The sequence below is a fragment of the Photobacterium kishitanii genome, from assembly GCF_003026355.1.
Classification (GTDB): Bacteria; Pseudomonadota; Gammaproteobacteria; order Enterobacterales; family Vibrionaceae; genus Photobacterium; species Photobacterium kishitanii.
The window spans coordinates 131,294-158,236 of record NZ_PYON01000009.1 but is presented as its reverse complement, the minus strand read 5'-3'; the positions used below and the strand labels follow the sequence as shown (position 1 = coordinate 158,236).

At 39.7% G+C, this 26,943-nt stretch carries 20 protein-coding genes and 1 pseudogene; 9 read left to right on the top strand and 12 right to left on the bottom strand.

What is annotated here, in order from left to right; all coding sequences use genetic code 11:
• Positions 1-75 precede the first annotated feature (75 nt).
• The 3 genes from ahpF to yjjX all read left to right on the top strand — a co-directional run bounded on the left by ahpF (position 76) and on the right by yjjX (position 3,622).
• Positions 76-1,656, top strand: a complete 1,581-nt coding sequence (gene ahpF, locus C0W29_RS12380) for an alkyl hydroperoxide reductase subunit F (protein WP_045045134.1) — start codon at positions 76-78, stop codon at positions 1,654-1,656.
• Between the two features lie 672 nt (positions 1,657-2,328).
• Positions 2,329-2,967: a helix-turn-helix domain-containing protein gene (locus tag C0W29_RS12375; RefSeq protein WP_045045133.1), complete on the top strand. Its 639-nt coding sequence runs from the start codon at positions 2,329-2,331 to the stop codon at positions 2,965-2,967.
• Positions 2,968-3,106: 139 nt separating this feature from the next.
• Positions 3,107-3,622: an inosine/xanthosine triphosphatase gene (gene yjjX / locus C0W29_RS12370; protein WP_045045132.1), complete on the top strand. Its 516-nt coding sequence runs from the start codon at positions 3,107-3,109 to the stop codon at positions 3,620-3,622.
• Positions 3,623-3,679: 57 nt separating this feature from the next.
• Here yjjX and trpR read toward each other — a convergent pair whose 3' ends face one another.
• Entirely contained in the window at positions 3,680-3,997 is a 318-nt protein-coding gene (gene trpR / locus C0W29_RS12365) for a trp operon repressor (RefSeq protein ID WP_036795942.1), read from the bottom strand.
• A 553-nt stretch (positions 3,998-4,550) separates the two neighbouring features.
• On the opposite strand from trpR, the gene C0W29_RS12360 reads away from it, so the two are divergent.
• Positions 4,551-5,438 (top strand): ATP-grasp fold amidoligase family protein, encoded by an 888-nt coding sequence (locus C0W29_RS12360; RefSeq protein WP_107174160.1) that lies wholly within the window; start codon positions 4,551-4,553, stop codon positions 5,436-5,438.
• Between the two features lie 154 nt (positions 5,439-5,592).
• On the opposite strand, the gene sltY is transcribed toward C0W29_RS12360, so the two are convergent.
• Entirely contained in the window at positions 5,593-7,530 is a 1,938-nt protein-coding gene (gene sltY, locus C0W29_RS12355) for a murein transglycosylase (RefSeq protein ID WP_235869019.1), read from the bottom strand.
• 289 nt (positions 7,531-7,819) lie between these two features.
• Between sltY and ettA the strand changes: the two genes are divergently transcribed.
• Positions 7,820-9,487: an energy-dependent translational throttle protein EttA gene (gene ettA / locus C0W29_RS12350; RefSeq protein ID WP_045045130.1), complete on the top strand. Its 1,668-nt coding sequence runs from the start codon at positions 7,820-7,822 to the stop codon at positions 9,485-9,487.
• Between the two features lie 271 nt (positions 9,488-9,758).
• Complete coding sequence (locus C0W29_RS12345) at positions 9,759-10,742, top strand: M23 family metallopeptidase (protein ID WP_080895399.1); 984 nt, start codon at positions 9,759-9,761, stop codon at positions 10,740-10,742.
• Positions 10,743-10,817: 75 nt separating this feature from the next.
• Here C0W29_RS12345 and radA read toward each other — a convergent pair whose 3' ends face one another.
• Positions 10,818-12,209 (bottom strand): DNA repair protein RadA, encoded by a 1,392-nt coding sequence (gene radA, locus C0W29_RS12340; protein ID WP_036795948.1) that lies wholly within the window; start codon positions 12,207-12,209, stop codon positions 10,818-10,820.
• A 150-nt stretch (positions 12,210-12,359) separates the two neighbouring features.
• On the opposite strand from radA, the gene C0W29_RS12335 reads away from it, so the two are divergent.
• Positions 12,360-14,708, top strand: coding sequence for a PilZ domain-containing protein (locus tag C0W29_RS12335; RefSeq protein ID WP_045045128.1), 2,349 nt, complete (start codon positions 12,360-12,362; stop codon positions 14,706-14,708).
• A gap of 67 nt (positions 14,709-14,775) precedes the next feature.
• Here the strand turns inward: C0W29_RS12335 and serB are convergent, their stop codons facing one another.
• Entirely contained in the window at positions 14,776-15,741 is a 966-nt protein-coding gene (serB, locus tag C0W29_RS12330; protein WP_045042288.1) for a phosphoserine phosphatase, read from the bottom strand.
• Positions 15,742-16,004: 263 nt separating this feature from the next.
• On the opposite strand from serB, the gene C0W29_RS12325 reads away from it, so the two are divergent.
• Positions 16,005-16,619: a YtjB family periplasmic protein gene (locus C0W29_RS12325; protein WP_045042320.1), complete on the top strand. Its 615-nt coding sequence runs from the start codon at positions 16,005-16,007 to the stop codon at positions 16,617-16,619.
• A 98-nt stretch (positions 16,620-16,717) separates the two neighbouring features.
• Here the strand turns inward: C0W29_RS12325 and deoD are convergent, their stop codons facing one another.
• The 6 genes and pseudogenes from deoD to C0W29_RS12295 all read right to left on the bottom strand — a co-directional run bounded on the left by deoD (position 16,718) and on the right by C0W29_RS12295 (position 24,160).
• Positions 16,718-17,437 carry a purine-nucleoside phosphorylase gene (gene deoD, locus C0W29_RS12320; RefSeq protein ID WP_036795952.1) on the bottom strand — a complete coding sequence of 240 codons (720 nt, stop codon included), beginning with the start codon at positions 17,435-17,437 and terminating at the stop codon, positions 16,718-16,720.
• Between the two features lie 208 nt (positions 17,438-17,645).
• The gene (gene deoB, locus C0W29_RS12315) at positions 17,646-18,866 is read right to left on the bottom strand and encodes a phosphopentomutase (protein ID WP_036796480.1); all 1,221 of its coding nucleotides are present in this window, start codon (positions 18,864-18,866) and stop codon (positions 17,646-17,648) included.
• A 10-nt stretch (positions 18,867-18,876) separates the two neighbouring features.
• Positions 18,877-20,208 carry a thymidine phosphorylase gene (gene deoA, locus C0W29_RS12310; protein WP_036795953.1) on the bottom strand — a complete coding sequence of 444 codons (1,332 nt, stop codon included), beginning with the start codon at positions 20,206-20,208 and terminating at the stop codon, positions 18,877-18,879.
• Between the two features lie 218 nt (positions 20,209-20,426).
• Positions 20,427-21,203, bottom strand: coding sequence for a deoxyribose-phosphate aldolase (gene deoC, locus C0W29_RS12305; RefSeq protein ID WP_045042287.1), 777 nt, complete (start codon positions 21,201-21,203; stop codon positions 20,427-20,429).
• 645 nt (positions 21,204-21,848) lie between these two features.
• Positions 21,849-23,140 (bottom strand): annotated as a pseudogene (locus C0W29_RS12300) (NupC/NupG family nucleoside CNT transporter).
• 216 nt (positions 23,141-23,356) lie between these two features.
• Positions 23,357-24,160, bottom strand: a complete 804-nt coding sequence (locus tag C0W29_RS12295; RefSeq protein WP_235869018.1) for a TatD family hydrolase — start codon at positions 24,158-24,160, stop codon at positions 23,357-23,359.
• A gap of 168 nt (positions 24,161-24,328) precedes the next feature.
• Between C0W29_RS12295 and prfC the strand changes: the two genes are divergently transcribed.
• Positions 24,329-25,918, top strand: coding sequence for a peptide chain release factor 3 (gene prfC, locus C0W29_RS12290; RefSeq protein WP_045042286.1), 1,590 nt, complete (start codon positions 24,329-24,331; stop codon positions 25,916-25,918).
• A 78-nt stretch (positions 25,919-25,996) separates the two neighbouring features.
• Here the strand turns inward: prfC and rimI are convergent, their stop codons facing one another.
• Both rimI and C0W29_RS12280 read right to left on the bottom strand, forming a co-directional pair.
• Positions 25,997-26,452, bottom strand: a complete 456-nt coding sequence (rimI, locus tag C0W29_RS12285; RefSeq protein WP_045042285.1) for a ribosomal protein S18-alanine N-acetyltransferase — start codon at positions 26,450-26,452, stop codon at positions 25,997-25,999.
• Positions 26,442-26,843, bottom strand: coding sequence for a DNA polymerase III subunit psi (locus C0W29_RS12280; RefSeq protein WP_045042284.1), 402 nt, complete (start codon positions 26,841-26,843; stop codon positions 26,442-26,444). Before C0W29_RS12280 ends, rimI begins: the two co-directional genes overlap by 11 nt.
• Positions 26,844-26,943 lie beyond the last annotated feature (100 nt).

Genomic DNA, 26,943 nt, shown 5'->3' with positions numbered 1-26,943 from the left:
GCAATATGTCGTATTACAGTAGATCAGTTTTCATCATCTACTGTTAAGCCGTAAATAAATTAAAAAGGCAAGATTATGTTAGAACAAAACATGAAGCAGCAATTAAAAGCATATTTAGAAAATTTAAAAACCGACGTACAACTTGTATTAAGTTTAGATGATAGTGACACTGCACAAAAACTGCATGAGCTTGCTTATGAAATTGCAGAACTAAATAATAAAGTTAGTGTTATTGAAGATAACAATGCCAGCGTACGTAAACCAGTAATGCAAGTGGTTAACCCAACCAAACAGACCTCAATGAGCTTTGCTGGTCTGCCAATGGGACACGAATTCACTTCATTGGTATTAGCACTACTGCATAGCGGCGGTCACCCAATGAAACTAGAGCAAGCGGTTATTGACCAAATCGCCGCGCTTGATCAAGACATCGTTGTTGAAACATTTATTTCGTTATCTTGCCAGAACTGTCCTGATGTTGTGCAGGCTTTCAATATGATGGCAGCAATCAACCCTCGCATTAAAGCAAGCATGATTGATGGCGCAGCTTTCCAAGCTGAAGTAACTGAACGTAATATCATGGCGGTACCGACTGTTTATGTAAACGGCGAAGTATTTGGCCAAGGTCGTATGTCTTTAACTGAAATTCTAAACAAGTTAGATACAGGTGCTGCTAAAAAAGTAGCGGCAAGCCTAAACGATAAAGCCCCATTTGATGTATTAGTTGTTGGTGGTGGCCCAGCTGGCGCATCAGCTGCTATCTACTCGGCACGTAAAGGTATTCGTACCGGTGTTGTTGCTGAACGTTTTGGTGGCCAAGTAATGGATACTATGTCTATCGAGAACTTCATTTCTGTTCAAGAAACAACAGGCCCTCGTTTAGCGGCAAGCCTTGAAGAGCATGTAAAACAATACAACGTTGATATCATGAGCGAGCAACGTGTAAATAACATCGTTGAAGCCGCTGATACTGACGACGGTTATGCTCATATTTATCTAGAAAGTGGTGCAATCTTAAAATCACGCAGTGTGATCATCAGTACAGGTGCACGCTGGCGTGAAATGAACGTCCCTGGTGAGCAAGAGTACCGTAATAAAGGTGTCGCTTACTGTCCTCACTGTGATGGTCCATTATTCAAAGGCAAACGTACTGCTGTTATCGGTGGTGGTAACTCTGGTATTGAAGCGGCAATTGATCTAGCAGGTATTGTTGAACACGTTACTGTACTTGAATTTGCTGACACATTACGTGCTGACCAAGTATTGATTAATAAGGCTGAAAGCTTACCGAACATCGATATCATAAAAATGGCACAAACCACTGAAGTTGTCGGTGATGGCACTCGTGTTACAGGTATTAGCTACAAAGATCGTAACACTGATGAAATCAAGCACATTGAATTAGCGGGTATCTTTGTTCAAATTGGCTTGGTACCTAACACTGAGTGGCTAAAAGAGTCAACAGTAGCATTAACACCACGTGGTGAGATTGAAATTGGTGCTCATGGCAATACCAGTGCTAACGGTATCTTTGCTGCTGGTGACGTAACAACTGTACCTTATAAGCAAATCATTATTGCAATGGGTGAAGGTGCTAAAGCAAGTTTAGGGGCTTTTGATTACTTAATTCGTACTCCAGCCCCAGTTAATAAGTAATACCAATAAAATAGCAAAGGCCTACTCTCATTGAGAGTAGGCCTTTTTACGTATAACAGCATAAAAAATTATACTGGATGTAAGATAGAGCATTCGATTCCTTCCCTTCCCCACCTAGTTTCAATATAAGCTCAATATCAAGCCTGATAGCAAATTTAAATACCAAAAAAGCATTTAAACGTTATAAAGACAACAATCAAATAATGATTATTCTTAAAATCATCAAGACTAATATTAATACCCATGAAAACTATTTAATTTTATTATTGATTTTACGGTTACTAGCAGTTGTTGTTTTACAAATAAAACCAAAATTTACAAAAATAAAAAACAAATAACACCACATTACTTAACACTTTTGAGTTTACTTTTAAAGTATTAAAAATCATTAAGTTATAACTTTTAATTATTTTATTTGCCTAATATCTCAATTGACGTAATCATTAAGATTGCTTCCGCAAACGTTACCTTTATGGTCAAAACTTATTTCTTTCTGCGTATTTTGTTCCCTTTTTTACCCATCTTTCCTCTGGGGTATATTTCTTTAACCAAATCAATCCCACTTTTAAAGTAACAATGATTCCTTTTCTACACTTTTGAGTAATATGTTTTATAACTATTGAGAATGTCTATCTCATTCACACCCCCTATTTGAAGCAGGAAGCTAGTTACATGGAATATTTAGAAAGAATTAAGCGTTTGGCTAAAGTTCAAGGTATTAGTCAGAAGCAACTTGGTGAAGCATTAAGCCTTCAACAAGGTACAATGAGCCGTAAACTATCAGGTAAATACGGTATCGAAGTACGTGAACTAGAAAAGATTGCTGAGACCCTAAATACATCAATTGGTTATATCCTAACGGGTCAAATTGATACAGGCACCCAAGCAACAACGACAATCAGCACTGAACATGATAGCTCAGCAACCTGCACATATATTCCAGTGATCCACCGTAAAGATTTTTCGGCTTACAATTTAGGTGATTCTGTTGAGGTAATCAGCAAGCGTGCTATTCCCCAACACCTAGAGCGTGATGCATGCCTAGGTTTATTCATTGATAATGAAAATATCGCCCATTGTGCACCAGTAGGTAGTTACGCTTTAGCAACTAAAGAGGCCGTTTACCGTCCAAAGCAACCTGTATTTGCTTCTGTGCGTGGCAGTGAGCCTGATTTCTACCATATGACACAATTAGCTGATGGCGTTGTATTTTCAACCTCACAGCCAGATTTCCCTAATTTATTTGTAAATAACGGTGAGTTCCAAATTCACGGTTACATTATCCAATCAGACTGGGCTTACGACCGTTAATCACTACGGACTGCTCAATTAGGGATAAAGAAAAGCTCATCTTATTATTAGATGGGCTTTTTTATTAACTACAAATCACACTATAAATACGCTATTTTCAATACACTTATGAATATTTTTATTTTATGAATAGTTAATTATGCTAACCATTATTGTCGCGTCAACTAACCCAGCTAAAATCACCGCAGTAACCGATGCATTTAAGGCTGCTTTTCCACAACAATCATTCACTACAACAGGCGTTAATGCTATCAGTGGCGTACGTGATCAACCATTAACCAGTGAAGAAACATTATTAGGTGCTAACAATCGAGTCGCTCATTGCCATGAACGTTATCCTGATGCAGATTACATCGTTGGCTTAGAGGCTGGACTCGACGACAATTTTACATTTGCATGGATGGTAATTGAACATCAAGGCAAAAAATCGACAGCTCGCTCAGCATCATTACCATTACCGCCACTAGCATTAGCGAAAATAGCTCAAGGAATGGAGCTAGGAGATGTGATGGATGAGATGTTTGCTCAACAAAACATTAAACAAAAAGGGGGGGCTATTGCGATGCTAACCCACCATTTGTTGAGCCGTAGCAGTGTTTATCAACAAGCTTTAATTCTCGCGTTAATCCCTTTTTTACACCCTGAATTATATTAATAAATACAATTTAGTAGTAATAACTAACGCGCAAGATGTTAATGAAGCTCATAATAATTATTCTGATGCAGAAGGGACATTTTTTGCAAGAAAATCAGCTAACCATGCTTTTGTTGCATCATCTTGATGTTTTAGTTCATTTGAACCACGCGTAATAGTAGCAACACCGACACCAAGTAACTCACTGATTTTACGTTGGCTACGTTCACCATTTAGTAGCTCATGTACTATGTTCACTCGTGCGATTAATGCTTCTCTTTCATCGTGAGTTAATAATACTTTAAACAGTAATTGATCACGTTGTTCCGCAGAAGCTTGCTGGAGTAAATCTAGAATCTGTTGCCAATCAGTATACTTTGGTGAGTCTACAGCCATTTTCGTTTATCCCGTAAGGCATTATATACGCGGTGCAGTGTACCGCGATTCCTACATCAGACCAAGTAACGGTGCTATTTATAGCGCATAAAGAGATGAGTAAATCATCACTATCATTCCCCTATTCTATGCCAAAAATCATCATTATTATTTACAGAATTAAGAATGCTGATGAAATCAGAAAAAATAAAATAGCCATATACAGGATGATTGTTTTTTTGATAAAACAAACCGCCTATAAAAATATTTATTTTTTTAGTGTCAAAAAAAGCAAATACACATAATATATAGCAAAAGCAGTAAATGTTTTATAAAACAAACAATATGTAATACAAAATATTTATGATTTACCTGTTTGACATATTAACTACAAATGCAAACCTGACACAGAGATAACAGATCAAAATCATTAAGTTAGTTATACTTAAATATTCATAAGTGATACTGTTTAATTAATTGATATATAAAAAGTACGAACAAATATATTAGTGTTAATTATAAAACATACAAATAATATTTACAAGTTAGATAAATAACAGGCAGAGAACCTAGAATGGAAAGTTTACAATATCGATTATTTTCAGGAATAGTATCCAAACTACCGATAAAATTAAGATTACAACTGCTATTTTTTAGAAAATTTAAAAAATTCATTAATTATGCTAATCCACAAACATTTAATGAAAAAGTACAACTAAAAAAAATTCATGATCGCAGTGAATATCTAACTATTGGTGCAGATAAATTAGCAGCTAAAAAGTTCGTTAAAGAAATTGCCCCAGAACTGTACATTCCAGAAACGTTATGGGTTGCTAAGTACGTTGCTGATTTCGATACATTCCCATTTTCAGAAATGCCAAGTAATTATGTATTGAAGGCAAACCATACAAGTCAAACCATCGAATTTGTTCGTGATAACAACCACTTATCCGGACATGAAATGAAAAATTTCGCATCGCGTTGGTTTAAAAAAGATCAATCAGGGTCTCTAGGCGAATGGGGATATAAAAATATTCCACCACGTGTTTTTGTTGAAGAGTTTCTAGACTTTAATGGCACGGTTCCTGACGATTATAAACTGCATGTAATTGATGGAAAAGTAGAATTTATCCAATTAGATCAAGGTCGTTTTGAACAGCATTATCGAAATATGTTTGATCGAGATTGGAATGAACTTGGTTTTATCCTAAACAAAAAACCACGCTTAGTGCCAGTACCTGAAAAACCAGCGTTCATTGATCAAATGATTGAAATAGCAGAACGCATTGGTAAATATTATGACATGGTTCGTGTCGACCTTTATTTCCACAATAATCAAGTCACATTCAGCGAACTAACCATGTACCCTGCGGCTGGCTTCTCTATGTTTCCTGATGAATGGAACCATAAATTTGGTGAACGCTGGATATTAGATTATCCAACCTATTCTCAGAAAAAATAATCATACATTTTATATATCAAATTAAATTATTTTTCTCTTATTTATATAGCCACTACTGTCACATCTCTGCATAACAGTAGCGGCTTATTTTCTTATTAATTTATATATTTAATAAGTTTATTATATATATAATATCTAATTATTATTTAAATGGTTAATAACGGTCTTTTAGTTCTTGCGGGCTAAATAACACCCCTTTGTGACCCATCAGTTCATTGTAATAAATATCAAACATCAATACATTTTGAACATAACCACGGGTTTCATTAAATGGTATTTGTTCAATGAATGAATAAACATCTAATTTACCCGCTGTTATTTTTTTCCACTGTGCCACGCGACCAGGCCCCGCATTGTAAGATGCAAACGCATAAATACGATTATTATCATGACGCGCTAACATCATTTCCAAATAAGCACTGCCCAAACGAATATTAACACTTGGATCAAATAAACTTTGCTTTCCTAAGTATTTATAATCAAGTTTTTTAGCCGTTTCAGCAGCCGTTGCTGGCATTAACTGCATTAACCCACTTGCACCAACATGTGATCTTGCATGGATGTTCAAGGCACTTTCTTGACGCGCCAATGCCATCATGGTTGATGTCGGAATATTGCGTTTCTCGCTAAAGAAATCAAATAACCATTTGTGCGCCAATGGGAATCGTAATGTCATGTGATCCCATAACTTACCTGAAATAGTTGCTTGTACAGCAAGATAATGCCATTGGTGCTTTTCAGCATATACCGCAAGCTGACGCTTCGTTTGTACATTGGTTATTTTTGATAACAAAAACCCCCACTCACGATTAGCTGCCGCTATTTTATCAATTTTAATCAACTCGCCAACACGGGCTAAACTCTTTTTATACGGCTTTAATAGTGTTGTCGATGTAGGTGCCTTTGTTAGTGGGTATACAATGGGTTTATGTAATATCGTTGCCGCAGCAGCACTGTAAAAATCACGCTCACCTAATAATGAGGTATAGATTTTATCAGCTTGTTTTTTATTACCATTCTGCGCTAATAATTTTGCTTTCCAAAATGTCCACCGTGGCGTCTCTTGCGCTGCTTTTGGTAAGCGATTAATCCACAGCTGAGTTTGTTTCCAATTAGCGTCACGAATAGCATTACGCACTCGGCGCTCTAAAATGCTGGTGTTATGACTATGAGCTAATTTACTATCACGCCACTGCATTAATGCCGTATCTGTTGTCGACATTAATCGAGAAGCGACTGCATCAGCCAATGTTTGCTTCGTTTTAGCATCAAAGTGCTGCCCACGCATGACCTGATCATATTCAGCAACTGCTTGTTTAGTATCTGTACGCGCAAGTAATAAAAAAGCATTCTTAGTCAGTGCTTGATTAAAAGAGGTTACTTTACTTTTTTTAGCAAACTCACCCACATTTTGAGGCTGTTCATATAACGCTAATATAGTTTCTCCTGTCGCTTTAGCATCACCCGTTAGCAACTTATCAAGATAGCTTAATAAACTTTTATTTCCTTTTGAATAAGCCAATACCATGCGATCTAACACCATAGTATTAGTACGTTTACCTGCAGCATTCCAGCTATTTAATAAGTTATCACAAGCCGTTGGTAATGAACTGCCTGTTTGCCATAATTTTTCAGCGCCTTGCCAGGCTAATTTAGTGTTACCTGTTTTGTCTTTCGCATAATAAAATGCACACTGTAGATCGGTATTTCGAGGTACTGCTGGTTGCATCGTCAAAAAATCACGCCAACGCTCAGTCTTGACCAGCTGGTTTAAATAGCGTGTTTTAATTGTTTGGCTAAAAGGTAACATTTTATATTTATCAATAAATACCTTCACCTGGCTTGGATTTTTGGTCTCCAACTGCGCATTAAACTCTCGGTACTCTAAATAAGGGTATAATGAATAGCCCCCTAACTTAATTTTAGCTTGATGAAATGCGGCCATATCGTTAGCAGAAAAAGCATTTTGAGCTTGTTCATACCATGTTCGTTGCTGCTCTAAAGACGCAGCCTGAACGCTTACAGTGCTGGTTAATCCGACAGTCAACAAAGCAAGTGAAAAAACGCGAGAATAACTAAATAGACGTGTCACGATTGACTCCATATCTAAAAAAACACCAAAACTTATCTACGATCCTTGCTCAAGGATAGCAAAAAAATGCCACTCCAATGCGAAATAGCCCTTAATATCAGCGCTTACATAGATTGACGGATATATGATTACCATAGGGTATGATTGTGATAGTAACCATTACAATAAACAATCCCTTTTATTGTTAAAATACCTTACAGAGCCAAGTAATAAACAACAATTCGAGTGAACTTTTAAAGATTATAGGTACTATATAAGCTTCATTTTAGAGTAGAGATCACACACGGATATGGCTGATTACGTCTATACCATGTCGCGAGTGGGAAAAATCGTCCCACCTAAGCGTCAAATCTTAAAAGATATTTCATTGAGTTTCTTTCCTGGTGCCAAAATTGGTGTTCTAGGTCTTAACGGTTCAGGTAAATCAACCCTACTGCGTATTATGGCAGGCATTGATACTGATATTGAAGGTGAAGCACGTCCTCAAGCTGGACTTAAAGTCGGCTACTTGCCTCAAGAACCAGTATTAGATGAAACCAAAACGGTACGTGAAATAGTTGAAGAATCTGTTTCTGATGTTAAAGATGCCTTAATTCGTCTCGATCAGGTGTATGCAGCTTATGCTGAACCAGATGCTGATTTTGATGCTTTAGCTAAAGAACAAGGCGATCTTGAGTCATTAATTGAAACGAAAGACGGTCACAATTTAGGTATGCAACTTGAGCGTGCTGCAGATGCACTGCGTCTACCTGATTGGGATGCGCCTATCAAAAATTTATCCGGTGGTGAGCGTCGTCGTGTTGCTATTTGTCGTTTATTACTTGATAAACCAGACATGCTATTACTTGATGAACCAACTAACCACTTAGATGCTGAATCAGTGGCATGGCTTGAGCACTTCTTAGTGGATTACAGTGGTACTGTGGTTGCAATTACCCACGACCGTTACTTCCTCGATAATGCTGCTGGGTGGATTTTGGAACTTGACCGTGGTGAAGGTATTCCATGGCAAGGTAACTATACTTCATGGCTTGAGCAAAAAGACGCACGTCTAAAACAAGAATCATCTCAAGAACGTGCTTTGCAAAAAACCATTGAGAAAGAACTTGAATGGGTTCGGCAAAACCCTAAAGGTCGCCAAGCTAAATCAAAAGCACGTATGGCGCGCTTTGAAGAGCTTAATACAACCGATCACCAAAAGCGTAATGAAACCAATGAATTGTTCATTCCACCAGGTGAGCGTTTAGGCGACAAAGTTATTGAAGTAAAAAACCTGACTAAATCCTTTGGTGATCGTGTACTGATTGACGATTTATCATTCAGCATGCCAAAAGGAGCAATCGTCGGCATTATCGGTGCTAACGGTGCGGGTAAATCAACGCTATTTAAGATGTTAAGCGGTGATGAACAACCTGATTCGGGTACGATTGAATTAGGTGAAACAGTGAAGTTAGCCTCTGTGGATCAGTTCCGCGATAGCATGAACGATAACAACACTGTTTACCAAGAAATCTCAGAAGGTGCTGATATTCTTAAGATCAACAACTTTGAGATTCCTGCTCGTGCGTATGTATCACGCTTTAACTTTAAAGGCAGTGATCATCAAAAACGTATCGGTGATCTATCTGGTGGTGAACGTAACCGTGTTCACTTAGCTAAACTACTAAAATCGGGTGGTAACGTATTACTACTCGATGAACCAACCAACGACCTTGACGTAGAGACTTTACGTGCATTGGAAGAAGCGTTACTTGAGTTCCCTGGTTGCGCGATGGTTATTTCCCACGACCGTTGGTTCCTTGACCGCGTTGCTACCCATATTCTTGACTATCGAGATGAAGGTAAAGTGAGCTTCTTTGAAGGTAACTTTACTGAATATACTGAGTGGTTGAAGAAAACATTGGGAGCTGATGCTGCCGAACCGCATCGTATTAAATACAAACGTATTGCAAAATAATTAATTCAATAGTTTGTAATCAAAGAGCTGTGTGAGCAGCTCTTTTTTATCAAAAATAAAAATAGCCATTTAAATCAAATGCTTTTTATATAAAACCTTAGCAAGATACTGTATTGCCTCATTTATGTGACGTGATAACTAGCAATAATATAAGCGAAGACATAGACTGAGTAGCTAATTCCTTACTGTTAGTTGACACGATATTAAACACTGTAAACGTCTGTTCATCGCCGATCAGCTCTCACTAACTTATCAATCATAGCTATAGATTATGTCTCATTTAGAACCACCATTATCAGAGCCATCATTAGCCAATAAATCCCGACGTCCATTACAGCACTATTATCGTGCCGCCGTGATTATTGCTGTATGTGGTATGTTTAGCTATGGCGGCTATTCAATGTTTCACCTTTATCAAAACGCTAAAATTTCTCAGATCAAAGCCCAGAAATTAAGTGCCCAAGCATTAGCATTAAGTGCTTCACTTTCTGAAGAAACCGCAATGAATCAAGATCTCAATCAAGCATTAGCGGATAAGAACAAATCATTAGTCGCGCTTAATCAACGTATTGATGATATGGAAACTGTCCTCGGCATTGAACCCGCTGACGATAGCCAAACCATTACCCAGCGGGTTGATACTGCGGCAATTAACTCTGCCGTTAGAGCAACTTTATTTCAGCTAATTCCTAATGGTGCTCCAACCCCTAATGTACAATTAACTTCGGGCTTTGGCACTCGCATTCACCCGATCACTAAAAAACGCAAACGCCATGATGGTCTTGATTTTGCAGCTAAAATTGGTACCCCGATTTATGCTCCAGCTGACGCGGTTATTGAACGCGCTCGCAATAGTAACTACGGTTATGGTAATCAATTGACCTTAAACCATACCATGGGTTTTACTTCGACTTATTCACACATGAGTAAATTCAAAGTCAAACAAGGCGAATTTGTAAAAAAAGGGCAACTTATTGGCTGGACGGGTAATTCAGGATTATCAACCGGACCACATCTGCATTATGAAATTCGCTTTTTAGGTAAACCACTTAATCCTCGTCCATTCGTTAAATGGAACATTGAAAATTTCGATAGTTTGTTTAAACAAGAAAAGAATGTTCAATGGGCATCGTTATTAAATACCATCAATAGTATGGTTGCGATGCAAGTACAATTAACGGGTGATGAACACCACGATCTTGGTATCACTACCGTAAATCATACCCAATCAACAACCAACCAAGACGATTTTTAACAACCACACCGATTAAAAAGGCCAATCACATTATTGCGATTGGCCTTTTATTGAGAAAAATTTACTCAATGATAATTAGTTAATTAACTCAATTAATTCATGGATAGTTTTCACTGCCACAATTTTGGCACCCAGTCCTTCCATTGATTTATGGTAGTTACGATAAGGAATAAAAATCTCGGTAAATCCATGCTGAGCAGCTTCTTTTACTCGCGGTACACCGCTATCTATCGGACGCACGTCACCATTGAGACTTAACTCTCCCATAATGCAGGTTGTACGCGGTACCACAAATTCATTTAAGCTACTTAATAAGGCCGCGACGAGTGCCAAATCGATGCACGTCTCAGATTCATCAATTTTTAATCCTCCGACAATATTGAAAAAAGTATCATGGAAGATTTTGGTCTTAGCATGTTTTCGTAAAATACCGGTTAACATTTTAATTCGATTCATGTTTAACCCGACACAGACCCGTTGTGGAAACTCTCCTTCGGTCTCTGTGGTTAAACATTGAATTTCAAGTAAAATATTACGGTTACCTTTTCGAATACAGGTGATCGCTGAGCCAGAAGATTCCGTCGTTGATCCCGATAGAAATATTTCACTTGGGTTATCGACACTGAGCATGCCGCGCTCTGTCATACGGAAAATACCAACAGTATCAACATCACCAAAACGGTTTTTATTGGCACGTAATGTACGCACTTGACCATCATTGGTATCGATATGCAGTAAAGCATCGACAATATGTACCAATGTTTGTGGGCCTGCTATCTCGTTATTTTTATTAACATGCGCAATCAAAAACATCGTAACGTTATTTTGTTTACAGTATTGCGTTAGTGATTGAGCAGCCGTTTTTACTTGTGATGGTGAACCGGGGCTACCATTAGCTAACTCCGTTGATACCGCTTGAATTGAGTCGATAACTGCAAATTTAATCTGCTTCGCATCCAATTCGGCAATAATTGCTTCAACACTGGTTTCAGCCATTAAGTACAAGTTATCTTCGTTGCAGTCTAACTTTAAGCGATTAACTCGGTTTTTAAACTGGGATAACGATTCTTCCGCAGTACAGTACAACGATGGCATTAATTTCGACATTCGCGCCACTAAGTCTGACAATAATGTCGTTTTACCCGCACCAGGATCGCCTGAAATAATATTCACAGAACCTGTGGTTAATCCACCACATAATACTCGATCAAGCTCACCAATACCGGTTAGCATTTTCTGAGCATCAACCGCTTCAACCTCATGTAATTTTTTAGAGCCACCACCAGCAATGCCTGCATAGCCTGACAAACTTGAACGAGCTGAGGTTACTACGCCTGTTTTAGTATTCGGAATAGTAAATTCAGTGATCGTATTCCATGACTTACATCCTGAACATTGGCCTTGCCAGCGCGCAAAGTCCATTCCACAATCACTACATACATATGCTCGTTTTGCTGCTTTTGCCATTCTAAATCCTATATCAGTTATTGTTCACAATCGCTAATCACATTAGCGTCAAGAAACTATCGAATAACGACAAATATATGTCAGTTAAACCTAAATTTTTTACTCTACAGGTCGATAGTACAACTAGCCATTCATCAATATGACCAAATCATGCACCTCGACGATTATAAAGCACTGATTGAGCAATTATTGCCAATTTATAACAAACCCGATTTTGAGACCACGTTCAAGTTATTGACTGAACACGAAACGGGTCCTGTGCGGCTACAAATAAAAATGGAAATCAATCGCTTGATGACTCCTTGCAATAAAACTATTGATCTGCGAGGGCGGGTTAAAGGTCAATGTCGACAATATACATTTAATGGTCATAGTCATTGGTTGGACGATGTCGCTATTAATATTTATCATCACCGCAATGCAGTATTTGGCGGACAATATTGCTATGGGCTGTATGAAGAATTAATTAATACCCATAACAATTTTCGTATTATTCACCAACAACAAAAAGCACCACCAGTAGACACTGCTACAACAGATACCCAATCGAGCTTGTTCCAAGCGCGACTGATTCGATTTGGATACTACCTTAGCCGTGAAGAAAGTAGGCTCAGTATTGCGACACCGATGGCATTAACGTTAGCCAACAATCAACAAGTCTTAGCCACAACAGTCGATATTTCTCTTTCTGGGGCTAAGTGTAAAGTACCAGCAGCATTTGACTATCAACTAGGCCAAACCATCGCAGCTTCGTTTCCACAATTAGCGCAGCAATATCAAGATGCTCGTCTTAATCTAAGTCACCACTATCGTATTTTAGGCATTGATGAGATTCAAGATAACGACAGTGTAAAATGGTTACGATTATTGGCATTAACTGAAAATACGGCACTTCAGGCAATCATTAAGCATGATCAGCATCAGTCATTAAGTCGTAATAACCATGACGATAAAATTATTCAACTGCGCACGCAAGGTTTTGAGCATTGCTATTTAAAACATACGACAACGATGCCATTATTTTTTGCAGGAACACACCTTAAATACAGCCTGTTAACGGATCATAATCAACACCAATGGCAATATTGGCATGATGAGCGTAATCAGCCAGTGATTAATCATCTGTTATCAACAACACGCATGACTAACCTTGGATTAAGTCAGGTCTCACAAACCAGTACCTTAATTTATAGCTTCTTTCATGAGCATCAAGGTCAACGTTATTTTTATTCGGCGGCATTGTCTGAAATGACCCGCCAGCAACGGCTATTATTTTGGCAAGTAGGCGCTAAACGTAAAAGTTGGCGCGTGATGCAATTAACGCTATCCCCTTTGACGTCAACAGATGTGCAAACATTGGCAAAACTCACTCCAGAAATGATGCCTTGTTGTCAGGATTTATCACATATTGGTACCTTACAGGATTTAACTCACTCCCAAATACAATCTGATTATCTCTGCGGTGCTCCATCAACCTTAGTTGCCCAAGAGCTAAACCAATTTCGTCATCCTCGAAATCCAATCAGCCAAGCTGAAGCGATTCATTTTGATCCTAAACCACTGCGAAGTGAATCTCGGTTTAGCTATCAAACAACCATCACATTACACCAAGGTGATGACAATATTAGCGGCCATTCGATCGACTTTTCAAGTCGTGGACTTAATATTAATTTGGATCAACCATTACGGTGTAAACAAGGTGATACGGTAATAATTGGGTTCACTAAACTGGCCCGTAGCACTAAAAATGATATTTTAAAAAATATGCCTTATCAGATCGTTCGTACCAGTCCTAATGGTAAAAATATTCAGTTAACAACCATTGAAAATGAAGAAGGTTTATTAGGTGGGCAATTTCTACGTAATTTAATTGCATCTAACCTTGAAAAATTGCCACTTTGTAAAGAGCCCCAACCCTCTCCAGCAATGTTATTAGCGATGCATCAAATGTTACTAACGAGACTGCATAGCTTGCCTTATTTTGCGGAGAAGATTGATCATAAAATAAAAGTCAAAGCTGTCGGATCTAATTTACCATTATCACCACTGGCGAATATGCTCCAGCAACTGAATAATAATAATCGCTTCAATCTTGATGTTATTTTCAAACAACGCGTTAAAGAGTTGCTGGCAGATCCTATGCGGCCACGAGACAAGCAACAACCGCCTTTTATTCATGAGTTATATTTAGCGGTTGAGTTTCACGGTAATAAAATACATAAAGTTGAGACTAAACTACGGGAGGATTTTGATGATGTTGCTAGCCTACGTACTTATATTCACCAAGCACGCCAACAAGGCGATCTGTTTGCGTTGCGGATCACGGCATTACCATTATTAAATCCACTCACGGCATTAATTGGTGAAAAACTCAGTCAATTAGCACGCTTAACCCTCCATCGAGCACGCGCATTAGAGATAGAATTTACCTCATTAATGGGCTGCGGTGAAATCTCAGACATTACCGATGAAGTATTAATTCGGCTTGAAATTCACTAACCTTAGTTAACACATCGCACCTTTATTAGGTGCGATTTATTAAGCCGATAACGATACTATGCCAGCATCACCATGCTAAACGTTGCTCAGCTAGCGATGCTGATAAAATACAAATCACCGCGCCTAAGTCAGCATGACGAACAGCAACATTTGCCTGTTGCTCAACCATCGGCTTAGCATGATAAGCCACCCCTAATCCAGCAACTTCCATCATCAATAAATCATTAGCACCATCGCCAACAGCGACAGTATTATGTGGCTCGATATCAAACTCTTCGGCTAGTGCCAGTAATATTTCCGCTTTTGCTTTAGCGTCAACGACTTTGCCAATCACCTTACCCGTTAACTTACCGTCAATAATTTCAAGCGTGTTTGAGGTTGCTGATACCAAGTTAAATTGCTGCTGCAAGTGATCTGAAAAGTAGGTGAATCCTCCTGATGCAATCGCCACTTGCCATCCATAATGATGCAAAGTTGTGATTAATTGAGGTAATTCAGCCATCAAAGGTAATTTATCACGTACTTGAGTTAAAATCGTTTCGTCAGCACCGGCTAAGGTTGCCACTCGCTGGCGTAAACTCTGTTCAAAATCTAATTCACCAAGCATTGCTCGCTCAGTGACCGCAGCCACTTCTTCACCGACACCAGCTAGTTTTGCGATTTCATCAATACATTCAATCTCAATTGCAGTGGAGTCCATATCTAACACTACAATTCCAGGCATAGATAAATCAGGAATGTCACTGACATAAGCAAAATCTAACTGTTGTTCAAGCACCACCTGTTGTTGCTCTACCGTTAGCTCACTGGCAATTAAAATTGCATCATAGGCTCCCACTTTCCATGCCGCGACAATTTCAATAGCACTCAGTGCAACATCATTAATCGCATCAATATTATCAGTGGAAATTTGTTTACCATATACCAGCCAACTCGCTTGGCGCTTGCTGGTATTAGTGACAGAGAGTATTTCTGGAAAGCGTTTAAATAAGGTCGGGTGTTTATTGATTTTGAGTACGTTAGCAACGTCCATTACGTCATCCTTAACAATTTAGTTACTACAAACCTAACGATTGTATTCCAGAAGAGCAAGCCCAATTGAAAATTGACTGTTATATCACTAACAAAAAAATCAAATTAAAATCCATATAATTAGCAACTTACGCAATCAACTTACAACTAATCATTAATAACTATTATTTGTTAATAAAGTTTAACACTTCCCTGAAGGGGAAATAATCATCCATTATTTTTTTAGTGTAGAATAACTGTAACTAGGATAATCGAGTGATATTAATGATCCAATGGAATACCAAACGGTGGCAACGTCAGCGTCTGCATAAAACCGTTATATTGCTAATATGTTTATTAACATTTATCGGCATACTCCAATATGGTGCATTACTTAGCCAACAAAACTACCAACTGCTCAGTGAACAAACTCAAACCTTATCACAAATTATTGTGCGTCAAGCGGCTCAAAATGCAGCGGTAGATCTTGAAAATAAAGACCAAGATCAACTGCAATTATTGGTTCAAAATTTAACCACTGAACCATTGATCTTAGATGCTAGCATTTATAATCTTGAAGGGGTGGTATTAGCAAAAACTAAAGCTGCAATGCCACTAGAGCAGTTAACCGGACTTTCTACCCCATTAGCGATAGCAAGTATTGGCCGTCAACAAATTGCAGAGCCGGTATTACTTAACGGCCACATTATTGGATTTATGCGGATCACTCTTGAACACGATAAACTACTGGCGCATGCTTTTGCTCAAATGGCTTCTATGACTGCCATTATTCGAGGCCTAATCATTGCAGCATTGATCCTTGGTGGATTACTGATGCTAGTATTTAGCCGTCAGCATTATCAAGGTAACTTTCCTTTCCTACGCAATCATCGCCAATAGTACTAACTAATATCCATAAAAAAGCGGCAACAGCTGACACTGTTACCGCTTTTTTTATTCTGATGAGCACTCAATCAGAGTACCTTTTCAGTTCACGATTACTCAGCATCACCAAGTAATACTGATTCTAGCGCAATTTCAATCATCTCGTTGAACGTTAATTGACGCTCTTCTGATGTTGTTGCTTCGCCACGTAGAATATGATCAGAAACAGTACAAATAGTCAGTGCTTTAGCACCAAATTCTGCAGCTACGCCATAAATACCAGCAGCTTCCATTTCAACACCAACAATGCCGTATTTATCCATTGTTTTGAAGAAATCAAAATCAGGATTGTAGAACAAATCAGCTGAGAAGATATTACCCACTTTAACTGGAATACCTTTTGCTTTTGCTGCATCTACTGCATTTTGTACCATACCGAAATCAGCAATTGCTGCGAAGTCATGGCCACCAAAACGGATACGGTTTACTTTAGAATCTGTTGATGCGCCCATGCCGATAACAACATCACGCAATTTAACGTCATCACGTACAGCACCACAACTACCAACACGGATAATTTTCTTCACGCCAAAGTCTTTAATTAACTCTGTCGCATAGATAGAACAAGAAGGAATACCCATGCCGTGGCCCATAACAGAGATCTTACGACCTTTGTAAGTACCAGTGAAGCCAAGCATGCTACGTACATTACATACTTCAGTAACATTTTCTAGGAATGTCTCTGCAATGAACTTAGCACGTAGTGGATCACCAGGCATCAGCACGACATCTGCAAAATCACCCATTTCAGCATTAATATGTGGAGTAGCCATAGTTATATCCTTTTGTTAATTGAATCAGTTACCAGTGGCGGCCATATCTATTTAAAACACCCACCACCGATGACTAATAACCGCTTAATATCGTTCAGATAACGACAACAATCGCTACCGTACAAACATGCATACTTTTATACTAATCAAGGCGATTTATCCAATGATTCCTCGCCTTGATGATTAAGATAATGCCACTATATTAGGTTTATAGAAACGACTTACCATAAGCCATATCAGATGTACCAAAATGCTCGGCAAGACTTTGACCAATATCCGCAAATGTTTCGCGACGACCTAATGATCCTGCTTTAACTTTTGGTCCAGTTACAATCACAGGAATATGCTCACGTGTATGATCAGTACCTGGCCATGTTGGATCGCAACCATGATCAGCAGTAATAATTAGCACATCATCTTCTTTTAGCAATGCTAAAATTTCAGGTAAACGACGATCAAAATATTCTAACGCGGCAGCATAACCCGCTACATTACGACGGTGGCCATAAGCTGAGTCAAAATCAACGAAGTTAGTGAAGACGATACTGTTATCACCAGCAACTTCAATTTGTGCTAGCGTTGCATCAAATAAAGCGGGAATACCGGTTGCTTTTACTTTGCGAGAAATACCACAACCAGCATAGATATCAGAAATCTTACCGATAGAAATCACTTCGCCTTGCTTTTCTTCAACTAACTTTTGCAAAATAGTTGTTGCAGGTGGCTCAAGTGATAAGTCACGACGGTTACCCGTACGCTCAAATTGACCTTTGCCTGCGCCAATAAATGGACGCGCAATAACACGACCAATATTATAATCTTCTAGCTCTTCACGCACGATATGACAAAGTTCCATCAACTTATCAAGACCGTAAGTCTCTTCATGACATGCAATTTGGAATACAGAGTCAGCAGATGTATAGAAAATTGGTTTACCTGTTTGCATGTGCTCTTCACCCAAGTCATCCAGTACTTGTGTACCTGATGCATGGCAGTTACCTAAGTAACCATCGAGACCTGCACGCTCAAGGATGCGATCAGTTAGCTCTTTAGGAAAACTATTGGTTTTATCACTGAAATAGCCCCAATCAAACAATACCGGCACACCTGCAATTTCCCAGTGACCAGAAGGCGTATCTTTTCCTGATGAAATTTCTTTCGCATGGCCGTAGGCACCAACGATTTCAACATCAGCATCCATACCTTCAGGGAAACTACCGCATGACTCTTCACAGGCTTTTGCTAAACCAAGTTTAGTGAGGTTTGGTAAATGTAGAGCACCACTACGATCGCCATTATCAGCTTCACCGCGCGCACATGCTTCTGCAATGTGGCCAAGGGTATTTGCACCTACATCACCAAAATCAACCGCATCTTCAGTCGCGCCGATACCAAAAGAATCTAAAACTAAAATAATTGAACGTTTCATTTTTGCTCCGTTATACATCTTGCTTGCCAATGCGACGGTATACTTCAGGGGTTGCTTCTGACGGTGCTTCTGCAATAGTAATATTGGCACGTACAGCTTTAGCAGCTTCTTGCCACTGTGCCTCAGTACGTGCATGTACCATTGCTAATGGGGTATCAGCATACACTTCATCACCAAGACGAATCATATCAGATAAACCAACGGCATAATCGATGCTGTCGCTAGCGACACGACGACCACCGCCCATACCTACCACAGCCATGCCTAAACCACGAGTATCCATTGCACTCGCAAAACCGGTTGTTTCAGCAAATACAGGTTTAACGATTTCTGCTTTATCAAGATAGTTATCATAATTATCGATAAAATCAGTTGGACCACCAAGACCTGCAACCATTTTGCCAAAACGTTCTGCTGCTTGACCATTATCTAACACTGCTTGAAGTTTCGCACGTGCTTGCGGTAAATCTGATGCAAGTTTACTGATAACTAACATTTCAGCACACAATGCCATGGTAACTTCGTATAAACGTGGGTTACGGTATTCACCCGTTAGAAATTGTACCGCTTCACGTACTTCAAGCGCATTACCCGCTGTTGATGCCAACACTTGGTTCATATCAGTCAATAACGCTGAAGTACAAGTACCAGCACCATTAGCAACGGCAACAATAGATTTAGCAAGTTCTTCTGATGCTGCGTAAGTTGGCATAAATGCGCCAGAACCTACTTTAACGTCCATGACTAAGTAATCGAGACCAGCAGCTAATTTCTTAGACAGAATAGATGCAGTGATCAATGAAATATTATCAACGGTTGCAGTAACATCACGTGTCGCGTAAACACGTTTATCTGCAGGTGCTAAATCACCCGTTTGACCGATAATTGCCACACCCGCTTCTTTAGTAACTTTACCGAACACTTCATTGCTTGGCGTAATGTTATAACCTGGAATCGATTCCAGTTTATCTAACGTACCACCTGTATGACCAAGGCCACGACCAGAAATCATTGGTACATAGCCGCCACATGCGGCTACCATTGCGCCCAGCATTAAAGAGGTCACATCACCCACACCACCGGTTGAATGCTTATCAACAATCGGACCATCAAAATTCATATGGCCCCAATCAATCACCATTCCTGAATCACGCATTGCACAGGTTAATGCGACCCGCTCATCCATGGTCATATCATTAAAATAAACCGCCATTGCAAATGCAGCGATTTGACCTTCAGAGACAGTGTTTTTAGCAACACCTTGAATGAAAAAATTAATTTCATCGGCAGTCAAAGCAATGTTGTCGCGTTTTTTACGAATAATTTCTTGAGGTAAGTACATGACGATCCTCTTACTGATATGTTTTTCAATGGGGGGAATTAATTATCTATTGTAAAATTAAGCTATTATTTTGCTAAAATTTACGTGCACGAATCCATCCAGTGATGCCAATACATCATTGATAAATACGATAAAATAACCTAGATAATTGTCACTAATATAAAACAATTAGTGCTAAGAATAATAAGGTGGCATAACGCCACCTTATTCAAAGAAGCTTAGTAGCCGCCTTGTGCTGCTTGCTCGCCTTCACCTAACGTGTGAAGTAAATTAGCAAGTAGGCTTGATGCACCGAAACGGTAATGACGGCTATCTGCCCACTCATCACCAAGAATAGTGTTAGCCATTGCTAGGTATTGTTGTGCATCTTCAGCAGTACGCACGCCACCAGCAGGCTTAAAGCCAACTGTTTTTGCTACACCCATATCTTTAATCACATTAAGCATGATTTCAGCATATTCAGGTGTTGCGTTTACAGGCACTTTACCTGTAGATGTTTTAATAAAATCAGCACCAGCATTGATACAGATTTCAGAAGCTTGCTTAATAAGTGCTTCCGTTTTTAGCTCGCCAGTCTCGATGATAACTTTAAGTAATACGTTATCGCCACACGCTGCTTTACATTGCTTAACAAGCTCAAAGCCTACTTCTGCATTACCCGCCATTAGTGCGCGGTATGGGAATACTACGTCTACTTCGTCTGCGCCGTAAGCAACAGCGGCTTTAGTTTCAGCAACAGCGATCTCAATGTCATCGTTACCGTGTGGGAAGTTAGTAACAGTTGCAATACGTACATCTGGTGTACCTTGCTCACGTAACTGCTTCTTAGCTACTGGGATAAAACGAGGGTAAATACATACTGCAGCAGTGTTACCAACAACTGTTTTTGCATTCTTACATAGTGCGATCACTTTTTCATCAGTGTCGTCTTCATTTAATGTTGTAAGATCCATTAATTTTAATGCACGTAGTGCTGCAGCTTTTAAATCGCTCATGACTATCTCCAGTCGTAATGTTTGATCGCGGTAGTATTAATAGTACTACCTGAATACTCGGTATGAATTCAGCAGTGACCTAATCAATTTCACTGCAATGCAACGACATCTACTATCGCTGTCATCTATGAGCGGACGTTATTCCTTGAAGACCCTGCAACAAATTAATGTTGTCTTGGTTACTATCCCTATCACCGCGTGAGCTACCTAATCTTAGATAAAGTTACCCTAACCTGTTTAGGTTTTACTTACTTATAATATCAACTCAACCACGACTCGACTATTAAACTCGTGTTTCCTGTGGTGGATAATATGTTTACTGAAATAAAAAGTGTAATCGTAACTAATGCGACTTGATCAAAAAAAAATAGCTCTTTTTGCATAACTGTTATTTATCATGCAAATAACGGCAATAATTTATTAACCGCAACTACTGAATTGTTTCTACAAGCGAATAATAACAGAGTGAGAATTTAGAAAGGGGAACGCAATCGATTTTATTACATTAAATATCACCCACCCAATCAAATTAATTTGCCCCTACTCCTATTCCAACAAACTACCCGATTAAAACAGCTCGTTAAAACAAAAAAGCGCCACAGTATTCACTGTGACGCTTTTTCTTTTATCGTTTGAGGCTAGTTATTACGATGCAGCAAGAGTAATAAATAGACCAGCAATGGTTGCAGACATTAGGTTAGATAACGTACCAGCCGCAACAGCCTTCATACCAAAGCGAGCGATTTCAGCACGACGAGTTGGTGCAAGACTACCAATACCACCCAGTAGGATAGCGACTGAAGATAAGTTAGCGAAACCACACAATGCGAATGAAATGATTGCTTTCGTCTTATCAGACATTACCGCACCAGTCTCTGCTACTAACATACCGCCGTCAGCCACATCTTTTAAGTAAGGGGCAAAGTTTAGGTAAGCTACGAATTCGTTAACAACAATCTTTTGACCGATGAATGAACCAGCAAGTTGTGCTTCGCCCCATGGCACACCAATTAGGAATGCTAATGGTGAGAAGATGTAACCTAGAATTAATTCTAGCGTTAACTGAGGCATACCGAACCAACCGCCGATACCACCTAACATACCGTTTACTAGTGCAATTAAACCAATGAACGCTAGTAGCATTGCGCCAACGTTTAATGCTAGTTGCATACCTGATGATGCACCTGCAGCTGCAGCATCAAAAATGTTTGCTGGTTTTTCTTCAGCTTCATCAACATTGTCACCTAGCTGCTCAATTGGCTGCTCAGTTTCTGGCTTGATGATTTTTGCGAATAATAGACCACCTGGTGCTGCCATAAATGACGCCGCAATCAAGTACTCTAGTGGTACACCCATTTGTGCATAACCTGCTAGTACACCACCAGCAACTGATGCCAAACCACCACACATTACTGCAAATAGCTCAGATTGAGTCATCTTAGGTACGAATGGACGAATAACTAAAGGTGCTTCTGTTTGACCAACAAAGATATTCGCTGTTGCAGACATTGATTCTGCATGTGATGTACCCAGTACTTTACGTAGACCGCCACCAAGAATATTGATTACAACCTGCATGATACCTAAGTAGTACAACACACTAATAAGAGCAGAGAAGAACACGATAACTGGCAGAACACGCAAGGCGAAAACGAAACCGCCACCACCGAACACTTCAAACATCTTGTTTGAGGTTAGGCCGCCGAACAAGAAGTTAATACCGTCATTACCGTAAGCAATAACGTTAGCAACTGCTTGTGACATACCATACAGCACATCACGGCCTACAGGTACATAGAGTACAAATGCACCAACAGGAATTGGATAGCAAATGCGCCACCAACAGTACGTAGATTGATCGCTTTACGGTTATCAGAAAGTAGTACAGCAATTAGTAGCAGTACCACCATCCCAACAAGGCTCATTAGCAGGCTCATGATTTATGGAATCCTATAGTTAAGTTTTGGCGTCTTGACAGTTCGGCTCTTTAAGAGTTGGCGCATTATACTCATGGAGTTGGTGATGATGTAATGCCAAGATCACAGTTTATGAGGAAACTTGATGTATTAGAATTCGCTATTGTGATCGGAATCACACATAAGAGGTATGATGATGTAAACGGTTAGCGCAAACGTTTGGCTTTGGCAGCAGAATCACAGCTTTATTTGAAATAATTCAGCCGTTGTTAAGGTTGTGACCTGTGCGACTTGTGCATAATCCTCAGCTCTAATTTCAGCCAGTACCATCGCAATATCGACTAACCGCTCAGGTCGATTCGGTTGACCTTGATAACCTGCAACAGGCATATCAGGTGCATCGGTTTCCAACAATAATGCTGATAACGGCAATTTTGCGACTGTTGCCCGCGTTTTTTTAGCTCGACTATAGGTAATTGTGCCACCAACTCCAATTTTGATACCAAGATCAACAAGCTGAGTAGCTTGCTGGTAACTGCCACTAAAACCATGATAAACCCCTCCCGCCATGGGTGGATGTTGGCGAAGTAACTGCACCAATTCAGGAAAAGCTTTACGGCAATGCAAAATCACAGGTAGCTTATAGCTATTGGCTAATAGCAATTGTGCTCGTAACCATTCAAGCTGTAGCTCTCGCTGAGCGCCAGCTACTGCAAAATCTAACCCACACTCTCCCACCGCCACACAACGATCATCTTCTTTTGCTTCAGCAAGCCGTGCTGTTAACTCAGCAACAACCTCAGAACTATGTTGGTGGTTAAAAAAAGGATGAATACCCAACCCATAATATAAGCCTGAGAGTTGCTGACATAAGGCAGAAACTGTCTGCCAATTACTGCGACCAACCGTCGGAATAACCATCGCTTTAACGCCAGCTTGCTGTGCTTGTGTCCACGCTTGGTGCGGATTTTCTGCAAACGGAGCGAAATCAAAATGGCAATGGCTATCTATTATGACTGAATGATTAGTTACTACGGACATACTTTGAGTCTCTATTAGGGCAAGTATTATGGTTAATATTACTCAAATTAACCGTCAAACACGTCATTCTTTATCTTTGTTGGTAATTCTCACTGCGGCTAGATTGAGTCTAAGGGTAAAATCAGCGACAATAGCGGATAATGCACTCCATTCAAAAAGAACATGCTAATGTCGCTAACACAGTTTCAGGGCGAAGTATCTAAACGTCGTACTTTCGCTATTATCTCCCACCCCGATGCGGGTAAAACCACCATTACTGAAAAAGTATTGTTGTTCGGAAACGCGATCCAAAAAGCTGGTACAGTAAAAGGTCGTGGTTCTAACCAGCATGCAAAATCTGACTGGATGGAGATGGAAAAAGAACGTGGTATCTCGGTAACCACATCGGTTATGCAGTTTCCTTACAACAATTGTTTGGTTAACTTACTTGATACTCCAGGACACGAAGACTTCTCTGAAGATACTTACCGTACCCTAACAGCCGTTGACTCCTGTCTAATGGTTATCGATGCCGCTAAAGGTGTCGAGGATCGTACTCGTAAGCTAATGGAAGTTACTCGCCTACGTGACACACCTATCGTTACCTTCATGAACAAATTGGACCGCGAAACACGTGATCCAATGGAATTGCTTGATGAAGTTGAAGTTGAACTAGGTATGGCATGTGCACCTATCTCATGGCCTATTGGTTGTGGTAAAGAGTTCAAAGGTGTTTACCATATTCACCGTGATGAAACGCTTCTTTACAGCACAGGTCAAGGCCATACTATTCAAGAACAACGCATCATTAAAGGCTTAGATAACCCAGAGCTTGATGTGGCTATTGGTAGCGATTTAGCAGCAAACTTACGCGAAGAACTAGAATTAGTGATTGGCGCATCAAATGAGTTTGATCTTGAGCTATTTTTAGCCGGTGAGCTAACGCCTGTTTTCTTTGGTACTGCACTGGGTAACTTTGGTGTTGACCATATGCTTGATGGCTTAACTCAATGGGCTCCAGCACCATTACCTCGTCAAGCAAATACCCGTGAAGTAGAAGCGACCGAAGAGAAATTTTCAGGCTTCGTGTTTAAAATCCAAGCGAACATGGATCCAAAGCACCGTGACCGTATTGCATTTATGCGTATAGTTTCAGGTACTTACAACCAAGGTATGAAGATGAACCATGTTCGTACTGGTAAGAGCGTAAGTATTTCTGATGCGGTAACCTTCATGGCGGGTGACCGTTCACGCGCTGAAGTTGCTTATGCGGGTGATATTATTGGTTTACATAACCACGGCACAATTCAAATTGGTGATACCTTTACTCAAGGTGAGAACCTTAAGTTTGCTGGTATTCCAAACTTTGCTCCTGAACTATTCCGTCGAATTCGTCTAAAAGATCCACTTAAGCAAAAGCAATTGCTAAAAGGCTTAGTACAACTTTCAGAAGAAGGTGCGGTACAGGTATTCCGTCCGCTACAAAACAACGATTTAATCGTTGGTGCGGTGGGTGTACTTCAGTTTGATGTGGTTGTTGCACGTCTTAAAGCTGAATACAACGTTGAAGCGATTTATGAAGGCGTTAACGTTGCAACAGCGCGTTGGGTTGAATGTGACGATGCTAAGAAACTTGAAGAATTCAAGCGTAAGAACCAATCACACCTAGCATTAGACGGCGGTGATAATTTATCTTACATCGCCCCAACAATGGTTAATCTAAACCTTGCTAAAGAACGTTTCCCTGAAGGTGATTTCCGCGCAACGCGTGAGCACTAATCTACTTTCTAGTTATTAATACAAAAAAGGCCGTATTCATCTGAATACGGCCTTTTTATTGGTATTTTTATAGCTTAATCAGCCAAAAGGCATAAACATATAGGCCATGATCAACGCATCTTCGCGACCATCAACCGCTGGGTAATAGCCTACGCGACGATTGGTTTCATTAAATCCAGTCGCTTCATACAATTTATAAGCACCTAAGTTGCTTTCTCGTACTTCAAGCCAAATTTCTTCCGCTTGTTTCGCTTCTAGTGCATCAATAAAACCATTAAGTAACAACTTCCCGTAACCCTTACGTTGCTGAGCAGGATCAATAGCGATATTAAGTAATGTGCCTTCACCTGCGACCAATTGTCCAAAACAATAACCAACAACCTGTTCGTCAACCACTAACACATAGTTAGCCGCTATGCGATTCGGTTCCTTACGGATCATTGACTCTGCCCATGGAAAAGTATTAGCGGCTTGTTCTATACGCCAAACATCATCAGTATGGTGTGCTTCTAACGGAATAATTTTATGAGTCATAACTACAAATCTGTTGCCATAACGCCTTCTTAGATGAAGGATCATTATGCATTAGTTTTAATGAGGCCGAATTCAGTACCTGACAGCCACTAGGGTGCGCCCCTTGGCAACCCGCAAACCAACACCAATCTAAATGGTGCTCTGCGATTTGATCAAGCGCCGATAACGGCAATGATAAAGCTTGAGATGGTGCTAATTTCATACTAGATAAAATCCGTCCAAACAACCAAGCATCATGCTCATCCAATTCCTCTGCTGTAATAAAAAGCAGCTTACACTCAGCGGGTAGATTGATCACAGGCAGCACTTGGTTAGGAAAAAGCTCTGGCTTTCGTACTTGCCAATAGGTGATCCCCATTTCCTGTAACACCTGAATATCGCGTTGCTTCATACCCTACCTGCTATGGAATATAAATGGAGGCCGATCCTAACAAATCCACGTCAGTTTGTACTCATAAACTATAACCATCTGTATTCCACTGCCTAAAAAC